At 73.3% G+C, this 20,003-nt stretch carries 18 protein-coding genes; 9 read left to right on the top strand and 9 right to left on the bottom strand.

Features of this window, described 5'->3' with window-relative positions:
* Window positions 1–17: 17 nt before the first annotated feature.
* The 3 genes from NHL53_RS12090 to iolB form a co-directional block, all read right to left on the bottom strand.
* Window positions 18–1,463, bottom strand: coding sequence for a phytoene desaturase family protein (locus NHL53_RS12090; protein WP_433777121.1), 1,446 nt, complete (start codon window positions 1,461–1,463; stop codon window positions 18–20).
* Window positions 1,464–1,658: 195 nt separating this feature from the next.
* The gene (locus NHL53_RS12085; protein ID WP_433777120.1) at window positions 1,659–2,111 is read right to left on the bottom strand and encodes a hypothetical protein; all 453 of its coding nucleotides are present in this window, start codon (window positions 2,109–2,111) and stop codon (window positions 1,659–1,661) included.
* A 22-nt stretch (window positions 2,112–2,133) separates the two neighbouring features.
* A complete protein-coding gene (iolB, locus tag NHL53_RS12080) occupies window positions 2,134–3,012 on the bottom strand; it encodes a 5-deoxy-glucuronate isomerase (RefSeq protein WP_433777119.1) in 879 nt (292 codons plus the stop codon).
* A 115-nt stretch (window positions 3,013–3,127) separates the two neighbouring features.
* On the opposite strand from iolB, the gene NHL53_RS12075 reads away from it, so the two are divergent.
* From NHL53_RS12075 to pcp, 4 genes are all read left to right on the top strand, one after another.
* Window positions 3,128–3,760: a TetR/AcrR family transcriptional regulator gene (locus tag NHL53_RS12075; protein WP_433777118.1), complete on the top strand. Its 633-nt coding sequence runs from the start codon at window positions 3,128–3,130 to the stop codon at window positions 3,758–3,760.
* A complete protein-coding gene (locus tag NHL53_RS12070) occupies window positions 3,757–4,353 on the top strand; it encodes a hypothetical protein (protein WP_433777117.1) in 597 nt (198 codons plus the stop codon). The genes NHL53_RS12075 and NHL53_RS12070 overlap by 4 nt, the downstream gene beginning before the upstream one ends.
* Entirely contained in the window at window positions 4,350–6,242 is a 1,893-nt protein-coding gene (locus tag NHL53_RS12065) for a YhgE/Pip family protein (RefSeq protein WP_433777116.1), read from the top strand. The genes NHL53_RS12070 and NHL53_RS12065 overlap by 4 nt, the downstream gene beginning before the upstream one ends.
* Before the next feature lie 847 nt (window positions 6,243–7,089).
* Window positions 7,090–7,728, top strand: coding sequence for a pyroglutamyl-peptidase I (gene pcp, locus NHL53_RS12060; RefSeq protein ID WP_433777115.1), 639 nt, complete (start codon window positions 7,090–7,092; stop codon window positions 7,726–7,728).
* Between the two features lie 241 nt (window positions 7,729–7,969).
* Here the strand turns inward: pcp and NHL53_RS12055 are convergent, their stop codons facing one another.
* On the bottom strand, window positions 7,970–9,490 hold the full coding sequence (locus tag NHL53_RS12055; protein ID WP_433777114.1) for an MFS transporter: 1,521 nt from the start codon (window positions 9,488–9,490) through the stop codon (window positions 7,970–7,972).
* A 96-nt stretch (window positions 9,491–9,586) separates the two neighbouring features.
* Between NHL53_RS12055 and NHL53_RS12050 the strand changes: the two genes are divergently transcribed.
* Entirely contained in the window at window positions 9,587–10,123 is a 537-nt protein-coding gene (locus NHL53_RS12050; protein ID WP_433777113.1) for a TetR/AcrR family transcriptional regulator, read from the top strand.
* Window positions 10,124–10,288: 165 nt separating this feature from the next.
* On the opposite strand, the gene NHL53_RS12045 is transcribed toward NHL53_RS12050, so the two are convergent.
* From NHL53_RS12045 to NHL53_RS12035, 3 genes are read right to left on the bottom strand one after another with little or no spacing between them, the layout of a single operon-like run.
* Window positions 10,289–11,212, bottom strand: coding sequence for an EamA family transporter (locus NHL53_RS12045; protein ID WP_433777112.1), 924 nt, complete (start codon window positions 11,210–11,212; stop codon window positions 10,289–10,291).
* On the bottom strand, window positions 11,209–12,477 hold the full coding sequence (locus NHL53_RS12040; protein WP_433777111.1) for a serine hydrolase domain-containing protein: 1,269 nt from the start codon (window positions 12,475–12,477) through the stop codon (window positions 11,209–11,211). The genes NHL53_RS12045 and NHL53_RS12040 overlap by 4 nt, the downstream gene beginning before the upstream one ends.
* Before the next feature lie 57 nt (window positions 12,478–12,534).
* Complete coding sequence (locus tag NHL53_RS12035) at window positions 12,535–13,908, bottom strand: ATP-dependent DNA helicase (RefSeq protein WP_433777110.1); 1,374 nt, start codon at window positions 13,906–13,908, stop codon at window positions 12,535–12,537.
* A gap of 92 nt (window positions 13,909–14,000) precedes the next feature.
* Here NHL53_RS12035 and NHL53_RS12030 point away from each other — a divergent pair, with 92 nt between their 5' ends.
* The 4 genes from NHL53_RS12030 to NHL53_RS12015 all read left to right on the top strand — a co-directional run bounded on the left by NHL53_RS12030 (window position 14,001) and on the right by NHL53_RS12015 (window position 17,585).
* The gene (locus NHL53_RS12030; RefSeq protein ID WP_433777109.1) at window positions 14,001–15,083 is read left to right on the top strand and encodes a hypothetical protein; all 1,083 of its coding nucleotides are present in this window, start codon (window positions 14,001–14,003) and stop codon (window positions 15,081–15,083) included.
* Between the two features lie 131 nt (window positions 15,084–15,214).
* A complete protein-coding gene (gene dhaK, locus NHL53_RS12025) occupies window positions 15,215–16,207 on the top strand; it encodes a dihydroxyacetone kinase subunit DhaK (protein ID WP_433777108.1) in 993 nt (330 codons plus the stop codon).
* A gap of 8 nt (window positions 16,208–16,215) precedes the next feature.
* Complete coding sequence (dhaL, locus tag NHL53_RS12020; protein WP_433777107.1) at window positions 16,216–16,851, top strand: dihydroxyacetone kinase subunit DhaL; 636 nt, start codon at window positions 16,216–16,218, stop codon at window positions 16,849–16,851.
* Entirely contained in the window at window positions 16,848–17,585 is a 738-nt protein-coding gene (locus tag NHL53_RS12015; protein WP_433777106.1) for an HPr family phosphocarrier protein, read from the top strand. The genes dhaL and NHL53_RS12015 overlap by 4 nt, the downstream gene beginning before the upstream one ends.
* A gap of 63 nt (window positions 17,586–17,648) precedes the next feature.
* On the opposite strand, the gene NHL53_RS12010 is transcribed toward NHL53_RS12015, so the two are convergent.
* On the bottom strand, window positions 17,649–18,299 hold the full coding sequence (locus NHL53_RS12010; RefSeq protein WP_433777105.1) for a transcriptional regulator: 651 nt from the start codon (window positions 18,297–18,299) through the stop codon (window positions 17,649–17,651).
* Window positions 18,300–18,770: 471 nt separating this feature from the next.
* A partial coding sequence (locus tag NHL53_RS12005; protein WP_433777104.1) for an MFS transporter occupies window positions 18,771–20,003 on the bottom strand: 1,233 nt, incomplete at its 5' end.

The raw sequence follows: 20,003 nt of genomic DNA, 5'->3' as shown, positions 1-20,003 counted from the left end.
CGCGGGCCCCGCGGTCGCTACGCCGACCGACCGCCCGCGCGCCAGTCGATGCCCGCCTGCCGCAGCGCGCGGTGCGCCGCGTTGAATCCGGACATGCCGTGGATGCCGGGCCCGGGAGGCGTCGCGGCCGAGCAGAGGTAGGTGCCGGGCGCGCCCGTGTCGTACGCGTGCGGGCTGACGCGCGGGCCGGTCAGGAAGCGGATCGGGGTCTTCGCGCCCGTGAGGATGTCCCCGCCGATGAAGTTGGCGTTCTCCTCCTCCGTGCGGGCGACGGTGCGGGAAGCCGACGCGACGATGCGATCGCGAAACCCGGGCGCGAAGCGCTCGATCTGATCGACGATGACGCGCGTCGCGTCTCCCCGGTACCCCGTCGGCACGTGCGCGTACGCGTAGACGGGAACGACGGATCCGTCCGCCCGCTGCGGATCCGCGAGGTGCTGCTGCCCGACGAGCACGAAGGGGCTCTTCGGCATGCGCCGCTCCACCGCGACCGCGTGCTCGGCCTCGACGACCTCGCGCGCGGATCCGACGACGTGCACGGTGCCCGCCCGGCGCGCGTCGTCGTTCTGCCAGGGGATACCGCCCTCGACGGCGAAGTCGACCTTGAAGGCGGCGGGGCCGGGCCGGTGCGTGCGGTACGCGCGGGCGACGCGCGGCGGCAGCGCGTCGCCGAGGATCGTCGCGGCGTGCTGCGGGTGCACGTCGAGGATCGCGATGTCGTGCGGGGGCAGGTCGGCGGCGGATCGCACGCGTCGCCCGGTCTCGAAGGTGACGCCGAGCCCGTCGAGCAGCCGCACGAGCGCCGCGGTGAACGCGCCCGTTCCGCCCTCGATGACGGGCCAGCCGTTCGAGTGCCCCGCCGTGATGATCCCGGCGCCGATGCCGGTGACGAGGGGCCGGTCGAGCCGGTTGATGGCGTGCGCGGCCACGCCGAGGAACAGCGCCCGCGCCCGCTCCGTGCGGAACGCCCGCGCGACCCACGTCGCGGGCGGCCCCGCGACGGGCCCGAAGCGGGCGAGCAGCAGGGGGTGCCGAGGGATCCCCAGCATCGGGGTCATGATGTCGCGCGCGAGCCGGTCGAACGAACGCGACGAGGCGCCGAACGCGAGCCGCCACCGCGGCCCGTCCTCGCCGAGCCTCTCCGCGGTCTCGGCGATCGAGGTGCGCAGCACGCCGGCGTCGCCGCCGTCGAGGGGGTGCACGGCGTCGATCGGCGCGTACCGCCAGCGGAGGCCCATCGCCTCGAGGTCGAGGCTGCGGAAGAACGCCCCCTGCGGAGCCATGGGGTGCACCGCCGCGCAGTGGTCCTGGAGGAGGCCGGGCAGGGGCGACGCGACCGAGCGCGCGCCCCCGCCGAGCTCGTCGGACGCCTCGACGACCGTGACGTCGAGGCCCGCCCGGGCGAGCACGGTGGCGGCGGCGAGCCCGTTGGGCCCGCTGCCGACCACCACGGCGCTCGTCACCGTCGTGCCCCGCGATCCATCGTGCGCATCATGCGTCCTCCTCGGTGCGGATCCTCCTGCCGGATCCCGCCCATTCTCCCCCGGTTCCGCGTCGGATCCGCTCGCTCACGCCGTTCCGGTCCGGAGCGCCCCATCTGGGCGGGAGGATGGTGCACTCTGCACCGCGGCGCCTCGGGGCGCCGGCCCCGTCTCGCCTCACGAGCGCGGCGGGGGCCGGTAGCCGGGCCACGCCTCGATCGCCCGCTTGGCCTCGACCAGGCCGACGCCGGCGTGCTCGCGGTACGCCTTGATCGCCGCGATCGCCTTCCCCTCGCGCACGAGTCGGTCGACCTCCGCGGTCGCCTCGTCGGAGAGGCCGGACGCGACGACCCCTCCCGGCTCCCAGCGGTCGATCGCGCCCTTCGCCTGCTCGAGCGACAGGCCGCGCAGCTCGCGCAGGCGCCTGATGGCGCGGATCGGCTGGCCGGCGGCGAGGAGGGCGTCGATCTCGGCGCGCTCCCCACCCGAGAGCGAGGCGATCTCCGCGCGGGAGTCGACGGTCAGCGGACCATCGGGAGCGCTCTTCTTCCGCCCGCTGGCGACGCCGATCCCGATGATGACGAGCGCGACGATCAGCGCCCCGGGCAGCCAGGCGAGCACCTCGTCCATGCGGATCAGGGTAGCGGGCGCCTCAGCGCTCTCCCGGCAGGTCCTCCCTCTCGGCGCGCGGATCGGGCGCGAGCCCCTGCCAGGCCTCGGTCACCCACTCGTCCTCGGGGTGGTTCGTCACGTTCCAGCTGCGGCCGGCGGGTCCGGCCATGACGTTGAGGTAGTACAGGTGGTTCTCCGGCGGTGCGGCGACGGGTCCGTGCCAGCCGAAGGGCACGAGCACGACGTCACCCGAGCGCACCTCCTCCGTCACGTCGATCTCGCCCGCCTCCGACGAGGAGACCCGCATGAGGCCGTACCCGGGTCCGCCGCCGGGCGTCGGCGCGGCCTCGAAGAAGTAGATCTCCTCGAGCGGCGACTCGGTCTCGCTCGCGACGTCGTGCTTGTGCCGGGGGATGCCCGACCAGGTCCCGCCCGGGTTCACGACCTCGACGGCGAGGAGCCGGTCCGCATCGATGACGCTCGCGTTGCCGAAGTCGCGGATGCGCCGCGACCAGGGGCCAGCGCCGCGCACGAACACCGGCACGTCGCTCGCCGCGACGTGCTGCACGGGGAACCGGTTCTCGGCGCGGGCGGTGGGGATCGCGAGGCGGCCGCCGGTCGTCGAGGTCACGGTCACCTGCGCGTCGCGCGGGACGTAGAGCACGTCGGTGGGGCCGGAGAAGACGCTCGCGCGCCCAGCGAGATCCCACGTCCCCTCGCCGTGGACCTCCACGCGCCATCCGCCCTCGAACGGGACGAGGATCATCTCGTCGCCCGCCGTCGGGAAGGTCTCGGACGCGCCGGGCGCGAGCGCGAGAGAGCGGATCCCGCTGTGCGCCCACCCGGCGCGCTCGGGCGCGATGTCCATCTGCCACGCGCCGTGGGCGGTCTCCCCCGCGGGGATCCGGTGGTCGCTCATGGGCTCTCCTCCGCTCGAAACGGACGCACTTTGTCCTGACATGACGATAGCAATCGGCACCGGATCCCGCCCGCCTCCCATCTTGCACATATGCGTGCACCTTATGATCGGAGGCGTGAAGGACGAGACGACTGCCCCGCGCACCCGGAGACGCGATGCCGTCGCGAACCGCGAGGCGCTGCTCGCCGCCGCCTTCGAGGTGCTGCGCCGCGACCCCGAGGCGCCCCTCGACGAGATCGCGTCGGCCGCCGGGCTCAGCCGGCGCTCCTTCTACGGCCACTTCTCCTCCCGCGAGCAGCTGCTCGGAGAGATCGTCGACCGCGGCACCGCGCACATCACCGAGGCCCTCGCCGGCACGCACGACGAGGATCCGGCCCAGCACATCGCGCGGATCGGCTCCACGCTCTGGCGCGAGATCACCCACGTGCGCCTGCTCGCGCACCTCATCGTCCGCGGCCCCTTCGAGAGCGCCGTCGCACGGGGTCTCGCCCCGATCCGCCGCTCGCTGCGCGACGCCGTCGCACGCGGAGCCGCCTCCGGCGCGTTCCGCCAGGACGCCGACCCCGAGATCGTCGCGCGCCTCGTCGAGGCCGCGACGCTCACGGTGCTGGATGTCGCCGTCGCGCACGAGATGACAGACTCCTCCGCAGAGGACCTCGTCGTCACCACCGCGCTCGGCGTCGCCGGGCTCTCCTGGCGCGACGCGAGGGCCGCAGCCGACGCGGCGCACCGAGGGGAGAGCGCATGAGGATCCGGGCCCACGGCGTCTCGAAGGGGTCCGCGCTCGACGCCACGACCGTCGACGCCCCGTCCGGCGAGGTCACCCTCGTGCCGATCGAGGGCGGCCAGCGGCCGACGCTGCTGGGGCTCATCCTCACCGGGCGCATGTCCCCCGACGCGGGCGAGGTGACGCTCGACGGCGAGGACGACCCGCGCGCGCTACGGCGCCGCGTCGCGCTCGTCGACGCCCCCGATGCGAGCGCGCCGGCCGACGACCTGCCGCTCCGCGCCGTCGTGCACGAGGAGCTCGTGTTCGCGGGCCTCCGGCGCCCCCGCGCGGCGACGCGGCGCCTGCTCGCCGACGAGGACCTCTCCGACCGCGCGACCGCGCCCATGAAGGCCCTCTCAGCCGGCGAGCGCGTGCGGGTCCTCGCCCGCACCGCCGCCGCGCACCCCGACGTCGACGCCCTCGTCATCGTCAGCCCCGACCGCCACGGCGGCGACATCGCCTCGTGGCTCGACGTCGCCCGCGCCTGGGCGAGCAGAGACTTCGCCGTCATCGTGATCGCCTCCGCGGCGACCGTCGACGCCGCCATCGACAGGGAGCACATCGCCCGATGAGTTTCTTCACCCTCGTCCGCACCGAGCTGAAGCGCCTGACCGCCTCCCCCATGGCGATCCTCGCGCTCGTCGCGCTCATGTTCGTCCCCGTGCTCTACTCGGGCCTGTACCTCTGGGGAAACGACGATCCCTACGGCAACCTCGACGGCGTGCCGGCCGCACTCGTGGTGGAGGACACCGGGGCCGAGCAGGACGGCGAGACCGTCAACTACGGCGAGCAGGTGCGCGACACCCTCATCGACGACGCGACCCTCGACTGGCACGAGGAGTCGGCCGAGACCGCCGCCGCGGGCCTGCAGTCGGGCGAGTACGACTTCGTCGTGACGCTGCGCCCCGACTTCTCGGAGGCGCTCACGTCGGTCGGATCCGACGACCCCGTGCAGGCCGTCGTCGAGCTCACGACGAACGACGCCAACAGCTACCTCGCGGGCACGATCGCCGACACCGTCACGAAGACCGTGCGCGACAGCCTCACCCAGGAGGTGGGCGAGGAGGCCGCACGCACCCTGCTCGACAGCATCGCGACGATCCGCTCCGGCATCTCCGACGCGGCAGGCGGCGCCTCCGATCTCGCCGACGGCGCGCACCAGGCCCACGAGGGGTCCACGACCCTCGCCGACGGCGCCCAGACCGCGGCGACCGGCGCGAGCGAGCTGTCGAACGGGCTCGCCACGCTGCAGCAGTCGACGGCGTCGCTGCCGGATCAGGTGGCGACACTCGCCGACGGCGCCCGGCAGGTGGCCGACGGCAACGCCGAGCTCTCGAACCGCGTGCAGCCCGCAGCCGAGGAGGCCCAGGCGGCCGTCGACCGCCTGCCAGACGAGGCCGACGTGCGCGCCGACCTCGAGGACGCGGGGCTCGACGACGCGACGATCGACCGCGTGCTCGGGGTGCTCTCCCCCATGCACGACGACATCGAGAACGTCAACGGCAAGGTGCAGGACGCGGCGAGCGCGGTCGCGCAGCTCGCCGACGGGAGCCGGCAGGTCTCGGACGGCGCGCAGACCCTCTCGAACGCGATGCCCGCCCTGCGCGACGGGATCGCGAGCGCCGCGACGGGATCCGCCTCGCTCGCCGACGGGGTCGGGCAGCTGCGCGACGGCAGCTCCGAGCTCGCGTCGGGCCTCGGCGACCTCGACTCCGGATCCGCCGAGCTGCGCGACGGGCTCGACGACGCGGTCTCGCAGATCCCTGACCAGACCGAGGAGGAGCGCCAGGAGGCGGCGTCGCTCGTGTCGGATCCGGTGAAGGTCGACTCGGAGGCGCTCACCGCCGCCGAGTCGTACGGCGAGGGCATGGCGCCGTTCTTCCTGAGCCTCGCCGCCTGGATCGGCATCTACGCGCTGTTCCTCATCGTGAAGCCCTACTCGCAGCGCGCCGTGACGGCCCTGCGGAGGCCGCTGCCGATCACGCTCGGCGCGTGGGCGACGCCCGCGGTGCTCGGCGCTCTGCAGATGGCGGCCGCGTTCGGCGTGCTGCTGTTCGCGCTGCGGTACTCGGTCGCCGAGCCGTGGCCGATGCTCGGGTTCCTCGCGCTGACGTCGGCGTCGTTCGCGGCGATCATCCTCACCCTCAACGTGCTGCTCGGCAGCGTCGGCCAGTTCCTCGGCCTCGTGCTCATGGTGCTGCAGCTCGTCACCGCGGGCGGCACGTTCCCGTACCAGACCCTGCCCGCGCCGCTGCGGAGCCTGCACGAGGCGCTGCCGATGAGCCACGCCGTCGACGGGATCCGCCAGCTCATGTACGGCGGCGACATGTCGCGCGCCTGGGCCGACGCCGGGTTCCTCGCGATCTGGCTCGTGGGCGCGCTCGCGGTCGCGTTCCTCGCGATCTGGCGGATGACCCGCAACCGCACGCTGCGCGACCTGCGGCCGTCGCTGATCGGATGAGGCGGGCGGCCTGCGGGCGCGGTGTGGGGAGCCGGGCGCGGTGTGGGGACCCGGCGCGCGGCAGGGTGCCTGCGTGCCGGTGCCTTGCGGTGCCTTGTGCACGACGACGCCAGAATCCACTCCGCACGCCCGACACGCGGCGTGTCGCGCCCCGCGGGCGAGAAATGACGTCGTCGTGCACCCGCGGTCGCGCTGCCGCCGGCGGGGGTCGGGGAACTTCCCGGTGCCGGTGCCTGGGTCGGCGACAGCGGCCAGGCCTGAGACGGCACACCGCACCGACGCCCGCGGCCACGCTCCGCGACGCATCGTCCCCTCAGCCCGAGGCGCGGTGACGGCTGGGGCCGGCGCTGGGGCCGGCGCTGGGGCCGACGGCGGCGGGCGAGGGTGGGTACATCGGCGCCCGCGGCGGCTCTCGCACCGAGGCCGGGGACTCCTGGCGCCAGGGCCTGCGGCGGGGTGTCGGGCACCTCATCACCCCGAGCCGGGGCCGGGCGCCCGCCGGCCCGCTTGCCTGCCCCCGACGTGAGTGCACGACGACGCCAGAATCCGGCCCACGGCCCTGGTGAGCGGCGCGTCACGCCCCTCTGGCCGAGAAATGACGTCGTCGTGCACCGCCCCCGCGCAGCGACGTTCCCCACGCACCGCCGAGCAGATGGGGCGCCGGAAGGCGACGCTCTCTGGCGGCCCTGAGGCCGGGGATAGTGCACGGCGACCCGCCGCGCGAGCACCCACCAGATGCACGACGACGCCAGAATCCGGCCCACCGGCCGCGAGAGGCGGCGTGTCGCGCCCCGTCGGGCGAGAGATGGCGTCGTCGTGCATCCAGCGCGACCGTAGGGTGGATCGGGTGACGACCACCGTGCTGCTGACCGGATTCGAGCCCTTCGGCGGCGACGACCGCAATCCCTCCGCCGAGGCGGTGGACGCCGTCGCCGCGCGCTGGGCGGGGCCCGAGACGCTCGTCGCCGCGACCCTCCCCGTCGCGTTCGACGAGGCGGCGCGCGAGCTGCGCGCCCTCATCGACGAGACGGATCCGGACGTCGTCATCGCAACGGGCCTCGCGGGAGGCCGCACCGCCGTCACGCCCGAGCGCGTGGCGATCAACCTCGTCGACGCCCGGATCCCCGACAACGCGGGGCGCCAGCCCGCGGACGAGCCGAGCGTCGCAGGCGCGCCGAACGCCCTGTTCGCGACGCTGCCGACGAAGGCGATCGCGGCCGCGATCCGCGAGGCGGGGATCCCGTCGGCGGTCTCGTACAGCGCGGGCACCTTCGTGTGCAATCACGTGGCGTTCGCGGCATCGCACGCGACCGAGGGGCGCGACGCGCGGGCCGGATTCGTGCACCTGCCGTGGTCGGACGAGACCGCCCCGGACGGCGCCCCCTCGCTGCCCGCTGCCGACCTCGCCCGCGCGCTCGAGATCGCGATCCGCACAGCGCTCGACACCCCGCAGGACCTCGCCGAGCCCGGCGGCGCGATCCACTGACCGCGGGCATCCGCGGAGAACGCGGATCCTGAGGACCGATCCGCTGTCGAGGATCCGCTCAGCGCGCGATCTCCGCTGTTCTGAGCAGAGGCGCCTGCCGAGGCTCGCGAGCGGCGCAGAAACTCGCGAACGGCGCAGATATTCATCCCGATATCGGCGCCATTCGCGAAAACCTGCGCCACTCGCGAGCCGGCCCGCCCCGAGGCCGGCGCCGATGCCCGACGCCGAATCCCGGGCCCCCTCAGCACGCCTGGCGCGTCGAGGGCACGACCCGCCACGCGATGACCGCCGCGACCGCGACGAGGACCGCGGCGATGAGCGAGGTCTGCTGCATCGCGACCGTGAACGCCTCCCGGCCCGCCTCGAGCGCGGCCTCGGATCCGCCGTCGAGGTGCGCGGCGCGGGCCAGCTGCGGCAGCGACTCCCCCGCGGCCTCCGCCACGGCGCCCGTGGTGCCGGCCGGCAGCTCGAGCGCCCCGCGGTACATGACGCTGTGCAGGGATCCGAGCACCGCGATGCCGAGCGCGACGCCCAGCTCGTAGCCCATCTCCGAGATCGACGAGGCGGCGCCCGCCCGGTCCCGCGGCACCGACGCGACGACCGCGTCGGTCGCGACAGCGCCCGCGAGCCCCACGCCCACGCCGATGACGACGAGCGCCACGACGAACCAGACGTACCCGGGAAGCCCCTCGGCGATCGCGAGCATCACGAGGCCCGCCGCGACCGCCGCGAGGCCGCCGCCGATCGAGCGACCCTGACCGAAGCGCGCCACGGTCATCGCGATGAACGCGACGACGAGCACGGATCCGATCGAGAGGGGCAGCTCCCCGAGCCCTGCCTCGAACGGCGAGAACCCGCGGACGAGCTGCAGGTACTGCGAGAAGAAGAAGATGAGGCCGCTGAAGGCGAACACCGACACGACGTTCGCGGCGATCGCGCCCGAGAAGGCCGGCACCCGGAACAGCTCCATGTCGACGAGCGGCACCGCGATGCGCCGCTGGCGACGCACGAACGCCCATCCCGCCGCGAGGCCGACGGCGAGCGCGACGAGCGCCGAGACGACGGATCCGCCCTTCGCGACCTCCTTGATCGCGTAGACGATCGGCACGATCGCCACGACGGACAGCACCGACGAGAGCACGTCGATCGGCCCCGGGTTCGCGCTGCGCGACTCGGGCAGCAGCGCGATGCCGAGCACGAGGACGACGACCATGACGGGCACGTTGATGAGGAACACGGATCCCCACCAGAAGTGCTCCAGCAGCGCGCCGCCCACGAGCGGACCCGCGGCCGCGCCGACCGTGAAGCCCACCGACCACACCGCGATCGCGAGGGTGCGCTGCCGGTCGACGCGGAACATGTCGCGGATGATCGCGAGGGTCGACGGCATGATCGTCGCCCCGGCGACGCCGAGGAGAGCGCGGGCGGCGATGAGCAGGCCGGCCGTCGGGGCGAAGGCCGCGATGACCGACGCGAGGCCGAAGGCGACGGACCCGATGAGCAGCAGGCGCTTGCGGCCGACGCGGTCGGCGACGTTGCCCATCGTGACGAGGAGACCCGCGATCGCGAACGAGTAGGCGTCGCCGATCCACAGCACCTCGGTGGCGCTGGGGTTCAGAGCCTCCGTGAGGGCGGGGATCGCGAGGGCCAGCACCGTGGCGTCGACGGCGAGCAGGACGATGGCGATGGTGAGGACGCCGACGGCGATCCATTCGCGGATTCCGGCGCGGGCGTCGATCTCGAGGGGTGCGGTCGTGGACATAACAGTTACTATACCGTCTGGTCAGTACAGAAACTGAGCGGATGCCGAGCATCGCCCGCTACGCTGGCCCCGCACCGCACCCCGCGAGAGGACCCCATGAGCCGACCCAGCGCCCGACAGGAGATCGCCGAGGCGGCGCTCGCCGTCGCCTCCCGCGTCGGCCTCGGAGCGCTGACGTTCGAGGCGGTCGCCGCCGAGGCCGGCAAGACGAAGGGCGGGATCCTCTACCACTTCCCCTCCAAGGAGGATCTCGCGCGGGCGGTCATCGAGGTGCTCATCGCCGCGTGGGACGACGACGCCCAGCGCCACCTCGACGGCCCGTTCGACGAGGCGACCCGGGAGGAGCGCATCGTCGCCTTCCTCCTCTCGACCGCCGAGACCGACGGACAGCTCGAGGCGATCGGCGACCTCTCGGTGCTCGTCGACGTCACGCACGACACCGACCTCGCCGCCATCTGGATCGCGCACCGCGACAGGTGGGTGGGCGACATCGGCACGCTCACCCTGCAGCAGCAGGTCGCGCTCGCCGCCGCCGACGGCATCTGGATCGACGAGGCGATGCAGCAGGTGCCGTACCCCGCGGCGCGGCGCGACGAGATCGTCGCCGAGCTCGTGCGCATGGTCCGCGGCTGAGGGCCGGCGCCTGGTTCGCTGAGGACCCCCGCCCGCGGTCAGGCGGCTCTGCACCCCGACCAAGGGTCGCCACGACAAGGGCGCCCGCCCCGCACCCGACATCTCCCGGCGCCCCACCGCACGACAAGGGCACCCGCCCCGCGCCTGGGCGCCCGCGCCCGGCGCCTACGACAGCGAGGTCGTGATGGGCCCGGTGTCGGCGAACGGATCCTTCGAGGGCTCCTCCCCCGGCACGTCCCGCGGCTTCAGCAGCACGGCGCCCGCCGACGCGACGACGACCGTCGCGAGCCCCGCGATCTCGAGCCACGACAGCGCCTGCCCCAGCAGGATCCACCCGGCGAGCGCCGCCGTCGCCGGGGCGAGGCTCATGAGGATCCCGAACGCCGCCTGATGGAGCCGCCGCAGCGCGACGAGCTCGAGCCCGTAGGGGATCGCCGACGACAGCACGGCCACGCCGAGCCCCAGCAGGAGGATGTCGGGGCGCACGAGCGCCGACCCCGCCGTGACGATCGCGAACGGGGCGACGGCGAGGGATCCGACGACCATGCTCAGCGCGAGGCCCTCGAGCTTCGGGAAGGCCCGCCCGACGTCCGAGGCGGCGCGGATGTAGGCGGCCCACATCACGGCGGCGCCGAGCGCGAACAGCACGCCCCACGGATCGAGGCGACCCCACCCGCCCCCGCCGAGCGCGACCACGCCGACGAGCGCGAGCCCCGCCCACGCCCAGGCGGCGGGTCGGCGGGCGACGACGACCGACAGCGCGAGCGGACCGAGCACCTCGAGCGTCACGGCGACGCCGAGCGCGAGGCGGTCGAGAGCGAGGTAGAACAGGCTGTTCATGACGGCGATCGCGAGCCCGAAGCGCGCGACCGCCCACCAGTCGCGGCCGCCGTGTCCCCGCAGGGTCGGACGCGCCAGGATCAGCAGCACCGCCGCCGAGAACACGAGGCGCAGCGCGACCATGCCGACCGCGCCCACCGCGGGGAACAGCATCACGGCGAGCGCCGCGCCGATCTCCTGGCAGACGAGCCCCAGCCAGACGGCGAGCGCCCACGCGGGCGCGGATCCGGATGCGGGCCGGGCGATCATCCCTCGCCGATGGGGCAGACCGCGGCGTTCGAGACCGATTCCCTGGCCTGCTCGACCGTCCAGGGCAGCGAGATCTCCGGTCGGTCGCCACCGTCGGTGGCCGGGGCCTGCGCGGCGATCGCTGCGAGCTCCCGCGCGAGCGAGCCGGCGATGACATCGGACGCCGCCGAGTTGTTCAAGACCACCGCGACCGTGAGCCCCGAGTCGATGTCGGAGTATGCGGCGGTCGCGTAGCCGGGCATCGAGCCCTGCTGCCCGATGAGGGATCCGAGCAACCGGTCTCCGCCCGCCGTGCGCTGCCACTGCGCACCGTTCGGATTGACCGGCAGGGAGTCTGCCCAGCGCGCGGGGAGGTCCTCGCTGTCGCCCGCCGTCTCGGCGAGGCTAGACGCGTAGACACGCAGATCGCCGATCGACGACACCACTCCCGCGTCGGCGTAGCCGAAGCTCGCGGAGAGCGTCGTCACGTTGCCGGGATCTCCCTCGCACCCCTGCTCGACGGCTCCGGTGGTCGTGTACAGGCCGGGAAGAGGGAGAGCACCGGGCTCCGCGGCGGTCGGCCCCGGAAGAACCGTGTCCTGCAGACCGAGGGGGGAGGCCACGTACTCGTCGATGAGCGCTTCCATCGAGGTGTGGGAGGCGTTCTCCAGCGCGAGCCCCAGCACGAAGTAGCCCGTATCGGAGTCGGACCATGTGCCGGCATCGGAGATCCCCCGCGCCAGGCCCGGTGCGATGAACTCGCGGGGTCCCCACTCACGAGTCAGGTTCCTGCTGAAGCTGCGCCACTGCACGCTGCGAGACGAGTGGATCCCCGACACGTCGTCGCAGAGGTCGCCGAGGGTCACCTCGGAGAGGCCGGGAACGCTCGGCACGTACTCGGTCACGACGTCCTCGCGGGAGACGACGCCGTCGTCCTCGAGGGAGAACAGCACGTCGCACGTCATCGAGCGGGTGATCTGCCCGGCGCGGAACGTCATGTCGGCGGAGGGCGTCTCGCCCGATCCGGGCGACGTCTCGCCGACGCCGGACACCCAGTCGCCGCCCCACGGCGTCCACACGCCGACGATCGCGCCGCTCGCGCCGGATCCCTGGATCGCGTGTTCGACAGCAGCCTCGAGGCTCTCCTGGATGTCACCGGGCAGCGAGGCGCCCGACTCGGCGGGGCCGGGATCGGCGTCTCCCGTGCAGGCGGTCAGGAGAAGACCCGCGGCGGCGAGCGCCGCGACCGCTCCGGCGAGACGGCTCCGACGGAGCGAAGAACGCATGAAACCCCCTGTGCGACAACTGCCATCGAGTGTAGAGCAGAGCCGGGCCGCGACCTGTCAGGGAGCGACGGCGCGCATCCGGTCGCCCTGCTTCTCCCAGGCGCCGCGCATGAACCGGCGCACGTCCTCGTCGACCCGGATGTCGCGGGGACGCAGCGGCCGCGAGAGGTAGAGGCCGTCGAGCGAGGTGAGCCGGGAGAGGGCGACGTACGTCTGCCCGGGGGCGAAGGCGCCCTGCCCGAGGTCGATGACGGCGCGGTCGTAGGTCTTGCCCTGCGACTTGTGGATCGTCACGGCCCACGCGAGCCTCAGGGGGAACTGCGTGAACTCGGCCGCGACCTCGCGGGAGAGGGTCCTCTGGAACGGGTCGTACGCGTAGCGGTACTTCTCCCATACGGCCGGCTCGACGTCGAACTCCTCCTGCTCGACCTCGACGCGCACGCTCTCGCCCGAGATGCGCGTGACGGTGCCGATGGTGCCGTTCACCCACCGGGGCGGATCGCCGTTCGCGCCCACGTCGTTGCGCAGGAACATCACCTGCGCGCCGACCTTGAGCGAGAGGTGCTCGTCGGCCGGGTACGCGTCGCCGCGCCCGAAGTCGCCCGAGATGTCGGCCACGGCGGTCTGCTCGCGTCCCGGCAGGGCCGCGAGGTGCTTCGCGTTGATCGCGTTGACGCGGTCGTTGCGCGTCGCGAGCGTGATGACGGGATCCCTCGGATCGTCGGGCGGCGTGCGCGCGCCCGCCGCGTTGAGCTTCTCGGCGATGTCAGCGGTCACGCGCCCGTATCGCACGGCGTTCAGCATCGTCTTGAAGGCGTCGTCGTCCTGCCGGTGGATCTGCGTGAGCTCGCGGATGTGCAGCTCCGCGCCGTGCCTGCCCATCTCGATGAGGCCGTCGCCCGCCTGCTCGCCGGCCCACACCTTCGCGTCGAAGAACCAGAACGAGCGGTAGTGATCGTCGATGTAGCGTCGCTCGTCTCCGCGGGGCGGGACGGGGGCGAGCTGATACGGGTCGCCGAACATCACGACCTGCACGCCGCCGAACGGCTCGCGTCGGCGCCCGCGCGCCTGCCGCAGGGATCGGTCGATCCCGTCCATGAGGTCGGCGTTGACCATCGAGATCTCGTCGATGACGAGCGTGTCGATCGCGTTGAGCAGCTTGCGGGTCGCGTCGGACTGCTCGAGCTCGCTGTCGGCGATGAGGCCGATCGGCAGCTTGAACAGCGAGTGGATCGTCTGGCCCTCGACGTTGAGGGCGGCGACGCCGGTGGGGGCACAGATCGCGATCTGCTTCTTCGTGTTCCACGTGAGGTGCCGCAGCAGCGTCGACTTGCCCGTTCCGGCCCGCCCCGTGACGAACACGTGCTCCCTGGTGTCCTCGATGAGCCGGAAGAGCGCCTCCTGCTCGGCGGACAGGGCGGGAGAGGTCATCCCTCCATCGTAGATCCGCCCGCAGAAACGTTCCCCTCACGATCGGCCCGCGGAGAGGAGATCCCCTGCCTCTCGTTCGTAGACTGATGCCCATGTCAGAGGACGCCCGCACGACGCCGCCCGCGCGACGCCGTCGGCCCGTCCTCGACGCGGTCGTCATGTGCGCGCTGTTCGCGCTGCTGCTCGGCGCGCTCGGGGCGGCGTTCGCGTCGCTTCACCGCGAGTTCTGGAGTGCGAGCGCGTTCGTCGAGCGGTACGTGGAGACGATCGCGGCGGGCGACGCCTCCGGCACGCTCGCGATCCCGGGCGTCGCGGCCGAGAGCCCCGACCTCGAGCAGATCGGCCGGCCGCTCGCCTCCGAGGCGCTCCTGCGTTCCGCCGTGCTGACGCACGACATCGCCGACGTCCACGCCACGAGCGAGATCCCGAAGAGGGGGGCGGAAGGCGCCGACGCGGTGGAGGTGACCGTCGCGTACACGATCGACGGCCGCCCCGACGAGTCGTCCTACCTCGTCGAGCAGGACGGCCGCTCCGGCCTCGTCCCGTCCTGGCGGTTCGAGACGAGCCCGCTGGGCGTCGTCGATCTCGTCGTGCGCGGGTCGTGGCAGCTCACCGTCAACGGGTTCGAGATCGACAAGCGCCAGGTCTCCCCGGACGGCGTCGAGGCGGATCCGCTCGCCCCGCTCTCGCTGCTCGTCTTCTCGCCCGGCGTCTACGACGTCGCGGTCGACACGGCCGCGACGGTCGCCGCCGCGACGCCCGTCCGGGCGACGGGCTCCCTCGAGATCGACGAGCTCGACCTGCAGACGCAGCCGTCAGAGGAGCTCACGGAGCTCGTGCAGACGAAGGTCGACGAGTTCCTCGACGAGTGCGCCACCCAGCAGGTGCTGCAGCCGGCCGGCTGCCCGTTCGGCGAGACGATCGAGTGGGGCTTCGCCCAGCCCGACGTCGCGTGGAGCATCGACGACTACCCCCGCACGTCGCTCGCCCCCGACGGCGACGACTGGCGCGTCGCTCCGGCGCGCGGCACCGCGCATCTCGCGGTCACGGTGCAGGACCTGTTCACCGGTCAGCTCCTCCCCCACGAAGCCGCCGTGCCGTTCACCCTCGAGGCGCGGGTCGACCTGCTCGAGGGCGACCAGGTGCACATCGAGATCGACCGCGTCGACGGCTGAGCGGGCGGCAGGCGCGTCGCCCGCCCTGCACGTCCTCTCCGCGCTCTTGACAGGCGGCACGCGGACGGCCAGATTCGGCAGTGTCCGCGTCGGCGCGCGCCGGATGATCCCGACCTCGAAGGAGAGTTCCCGTGAAGAAGTTCATCAACGATCCGCCGGATGTGCTCGCCGATGCCCTGCGGGGGATCCAGGCGGCGCACCCCGAGCAGCGGGTCGATCCCGCGAGCCGCATCATCTACCGCGCGGAGCCCACGCGCTCCGGCAAGGTCGCGATCGTGTCGGGAGGCGGATCCGGGCACGAGCCCCTGCACGGCGGCTTCGTCGGGCCGGGCATGCTCGACGCGGCGGCGGCCGGCGAGGTGTTCACTTCGCCGACGCCCGACCAGGTGCTCGAGGCGACGAAGACCGTCGACGCCGGGGCCGGCGTCCTGCACATCGTGAAGAACTACACGGGCGACGTGCTCAACTTCGAGATGGCCGCGGAGCTCGCGGCCGCCGAGGGCGTCGAGGTGCGGGCGGTCGTCGTGAACGACGACGTCGCGGTGCAGGACTCGACTTTCACGGCGGGCCGCCGCGGGGTCGGCACGACCGTGATCCTCGAGAAGCTCGTCGGGGCCGCCGCCGAGCGCGGTGACGACCTGGAGGCGGTGCACGCTCTCGCCGAGCGGGTGAACGCGCAGGGGCGCTCGATGGGCGTCGCCCTGACGAGCTGCACGGTCCCGGCGGCCGGCAAGCCGACGTTCGACCTGCCGGAGGACGAGATGGAGGTGGGGGTCGGCATCCACGGCGAGCCTGGCCGCCACCGGGTGCCCCTCGCGACCGCGCGGGAGATCGCGCCGATGCTCGTGGATCCGATCGCGCACGATCTCGACGTGTCGGGGCCTGCGATCGTGCTGCTGAACGGGCTGGGCGGCACGCCGCTCATCGAGCTGTACCTGCTGTACGCCGAGGTGGCCCCGCTGCTCGAGAAGGCGGGCGTCGAGGTGGCGCGCCTGCTGGTGGGGAACTACATCACGAGCCTCGACATGGCGGGCGCCTCGCTCACCGTCGTGAAGGCCGACGACGAGATGCTCGACCTGTGGGACGCCCCGGTGTCCACGCCCGGTCTGCGATGGGGAGCGTGAGGGATCCGATGACCGATGTCACGACGCAGGACCTCGTCGCCGCGCTGCGGGCCTTCCGCGACCGCGTGGTCGAGGCGCGGGCGGAGCTCACGGAGCTCGACTCGGTGATCGGCGACGCCGATCACGGCGCGAACATGGCCCGCGGCATGACCGCCGCCGTCGAGAAACTGGAGGCCGAGCCGCCCGCGACGGTCGCCGATCTCGGCAAGGCCGTCGGGATGGCGCTCGTCTCGAGCGTGGGAGGCGCGAGCGGCCCCCTGTACGGCACGCTGTTCCTCCGGATCGGCGCGACCGGCGGCGCGGCGGAGTCGCTGGACGCGACGGCGCTGGGCGCGGCGCTCCGCGCCGGATACGACGGGATCGCGGCCCGCGGCAAGGCCGAGCCGGGCGACAAGACGATGCTCGACGCGATCGGCCCCGCGGTCGACGCCTGGGAGGCGACGGCCACCGACGGTCCGGCCCGCGCATCGGCCGCGGCCCGCGACGCGGCGGCCGAGGGGCGGGACGCGACGATCCCGCTCGTGGCGCGCAAGGGCCGCGCGAGCTATCTCGGAGAGCGCAGCGCGGGGCACATGGATCCCGGCGCCGCGTCGTCGGCGATGCTGTTCGACGCCCTCGCCGAGGCGCTCGGGGGCGCGTCGTGATCGGCATCGTCGTCGTCTCGCACTCCCCGGCGCTCGCGCAGGCCGCCGTGTCGCTCGCGCTCGAGGTGGCCGGGGAGCGGTCGCCCGCGGTGCGCGTCGCGGCGGGCGCGGCGGGCGGCGTCACGGGGACCGACGCGGCGGCGATCGCCGAGGCGATCGACGAGATCGCGACGCCCGACGGGGTGCTCGTCGTGATGGACCTCGGGTCCGCGCTGCTCAGCACCGAGATGGCGCTCGAGTTCACGACGACGGACGTCCCCGTGCGCCTGAGCGCCGCGCCCTTCGTCGAGGGGCTGATCGCCGCGGTCGTCGGCGCGGCCTCCGGATCCTCGCTCGACGCCGTCGACGCCGACGCGAGACGGGCGCTCGAGCCGAAGACGACGCAGCTGGGCGACGCCCCGGCGCCCGACGCGAGCCCCGCGGGTGGCGGCGAGGCGCCGGCCGAGGGCGACGGCGAGCAGGTCGCCTCGTTCGAGGCGGACATCCGCAACCCGTCCGGCCTGCACGCCCGCCCCGCGGCCACCTTCGCGCGCACGGCGGCGTGCTTCGAGGCGGAGGTGACGATCACCGACCTGCGCGCGGGCCACGGCCCGGCGCCGACGAACCTCATCGCGCTCATGGCCCTCGGCATCACGCAGGGCACCCGCGTGCGCGTCGAGGCGCGCGGCCCCGACGCGGAGGACGCCGCGCAGGCGCTCAAGGCGCTCATCGACGACGGCTTCGGCGAGCGCTGACGCAGCGGAAGAGGGGCCGGACGACCATCGCGGTCGTCCGGCCCCTCTCTCGTGCGCGGGTGGTTACGGCGCGGGGATCACGAGCTCGGCGTCGAACGCGTCGATGACCTCGTCGGATCCGATGACCTCGGCGCCGCTGCGGTGGTACTTCAGCTGGTAGCTGTCGGCACGCTCGTCGACGAGGTAGCCGATCCAGCCCGTGGCCCCGCCGTCGCGGCGCGACACGTCGTCGAAGACCTCGTAGCCCGCCGCTTCCATCTCGTCGGCGATCATGCGGGTCTTGTTGTTCCAGAAGTCGGCGCCCTCGTCCCACGAGATCTCGAGGTCGCCGGCCGAGACCAGGCCGCCGAACTCGTCGCCGGTGGTCACCTCGACCTGCACGAGCACGACCTCGCCGCCCTCGGCGATGAGGTCGGCCTCCGCCTCGGATGGGAAGTCGCGGATCGCGGAGACGACCTGGATCGTGTCGCCCATGTCGGGGTCCTCGATCGTCTCGCCGATCTCCACCTCGGTCTGGTCGCCGGCAGGTGCGGCGGCCTCCTCTTCTGGCTCCTCCTCGACGGGAGCCTCCTCCTCGGGGGCGGTCTCCTCGACGGGCGCCTCCTCGGTCACGGGCTCTTCCTCGGCGGAGGCTCCGCAGCCGGCCAGGAGGAGCGCTCCGCTCAGGGCGGCGGCGGTCAGCATCAGGGGACGTCGGACTCGGTTCTCGCTCATGGTGCTCTCTCGTCGTCTCTCGGCGTTGCGTTGTGCATGACGGGCGCGTCCCGGCCCCTGCACAGCGCCGCTCTCCCGCGCACGGTCGAGGACTCCATGAGAGCTGCGGTGGAAAGACTCTCGTCTCCCCCACCCACCGGTCAGCTTCCGATCCCAGGCTACCCGACGCGTTCAGCGTTCTCCAAGGTGGCGCGCCTCCCGCGCGCGTCCGAGCGGCTCGGGAGCCGGGATCCCGCAGACCGCGTCTCACGACACGCGGGAAAGGGGATCCGATACCCGCAGAACGCGAGACACGGGCCGCACGAGCACCAAGCCATGTCTCACAACACGCGGGAAACCGGATCCGATACCCGCACAACGCGAGACACGAGCCGCACGAACAGCGACCCGTATCTCACAGCACGCGGGAACGAAGACCCGGAACCCGCAGAACGCGAGACGCGCCCCGGGACGACGGCGCCCGGGCGACGCCTACGGGACGACGACGAGGTCGCGGGCCTCGGCCTGCTCGATCCGCTCGACGAGGTCGGCGTCGAAGAACCGCGCGAACGGGCCGTTCTCGCTGCGGCCGAGCACGATCGTGCGGGCGTCGACGTCCTCCGCGTGGCGGGCGATCGCCTCGCCGACCTCGCCGTGGTCGCCGATGCTCGCGAGCAGGATGCCGCGTGCGGGGATCCCGCGCTCCTCGAGGGCGCTCAGGTGGGAGGCGAGCACGCGGCGCGCCTCGTCGTCCGACTCGGGCTCGAGCGCCACGTCGGCGACGACGTCGGTCTCGACGACGTGGACGAGCTCGACCGAGGTGCCGCCGGCCGCCGCGAGGCGACCCGCGCGCTCGACGACGTCTGCGGCCTGCGCGGTCGCGTCGATCGCGGCGACGACGGGGCGCACGCCAGACGGCGTCTCCTCGCCGATGAGGGCGAGCGGCGCCTGGCCCTCCTCGGCGTCGCCCTCCGCCTCGGAGCGCTCGGCCGCGGCGAGCAGCCTGTGGCCGCTCGCGAGGACGGGGATGGCGATGAAGAAGGCGATCGCGCCGAGGCCGAAGGCCCAGCCCTGGCCGTGGTGCGCGGCGACGATGCCCGCGACGAACGGGGCGAGGCCGCCGCCGAAGAAGCGGAGGAATCCGTAGGCCGACGAGGCGACCGAGCGCTCGACGGGCGACACGAGCATGACGGCCTGCGTCGTGAGCGTGTTGTTGATGCCGATGAACGCCCCGCTGACGATGACGGCGACGATGACCACCGTCGGGTGCTCGACGCCGAACGCGATCGCGGTCATGACGATGCCGAGGCCCGCGAGGTTCGCGTACAGCACGGCGGCGGTGCCGAAGCGGCGCTGCAGGCGGGGCGCGAAGAACACGGCGAAGGCGGCGACGAGCAGGCCCCAGCCGGTGAACACGAAGCCGAGCTGCAGGGCGTCGAGCTTCATCGGGTAGGGCGCGTAGCCGAGCATCGTGAAGAAGCCCCAGTTGTACAGCAGGGCCATGATGCCCATCGTGAGGAGCCCGCGGTGCTTCAGCGCCTTGAGCGGCGCGCCGAGCGAGATCTTCTCGACGGGCTTGGGGGTCTTCGGGATGAACAGCAGCGTCGCGACGAGGGCGATGCCCATGAGCACGGCGACGCCGAAGAACGGACCGCGCCAGCTGATGTGCCCCAGCAGGCCGCCGATCAGGGGCCCGGCCGCGATGCCGAGGCCGAGGGCGGCCTC

The sequence above is a fragment of the Microbacterium sp. gxy059 genome (assembly GCF_050958665.1).
GTDB lineage: Bacteria > Actinomycetota > Actinomycetes > Actinomycetales > Microbacteriaceae > Microbacterium.
This window is presented reverse-complemented; position numbering and strand designations above follow the sequence as displayed.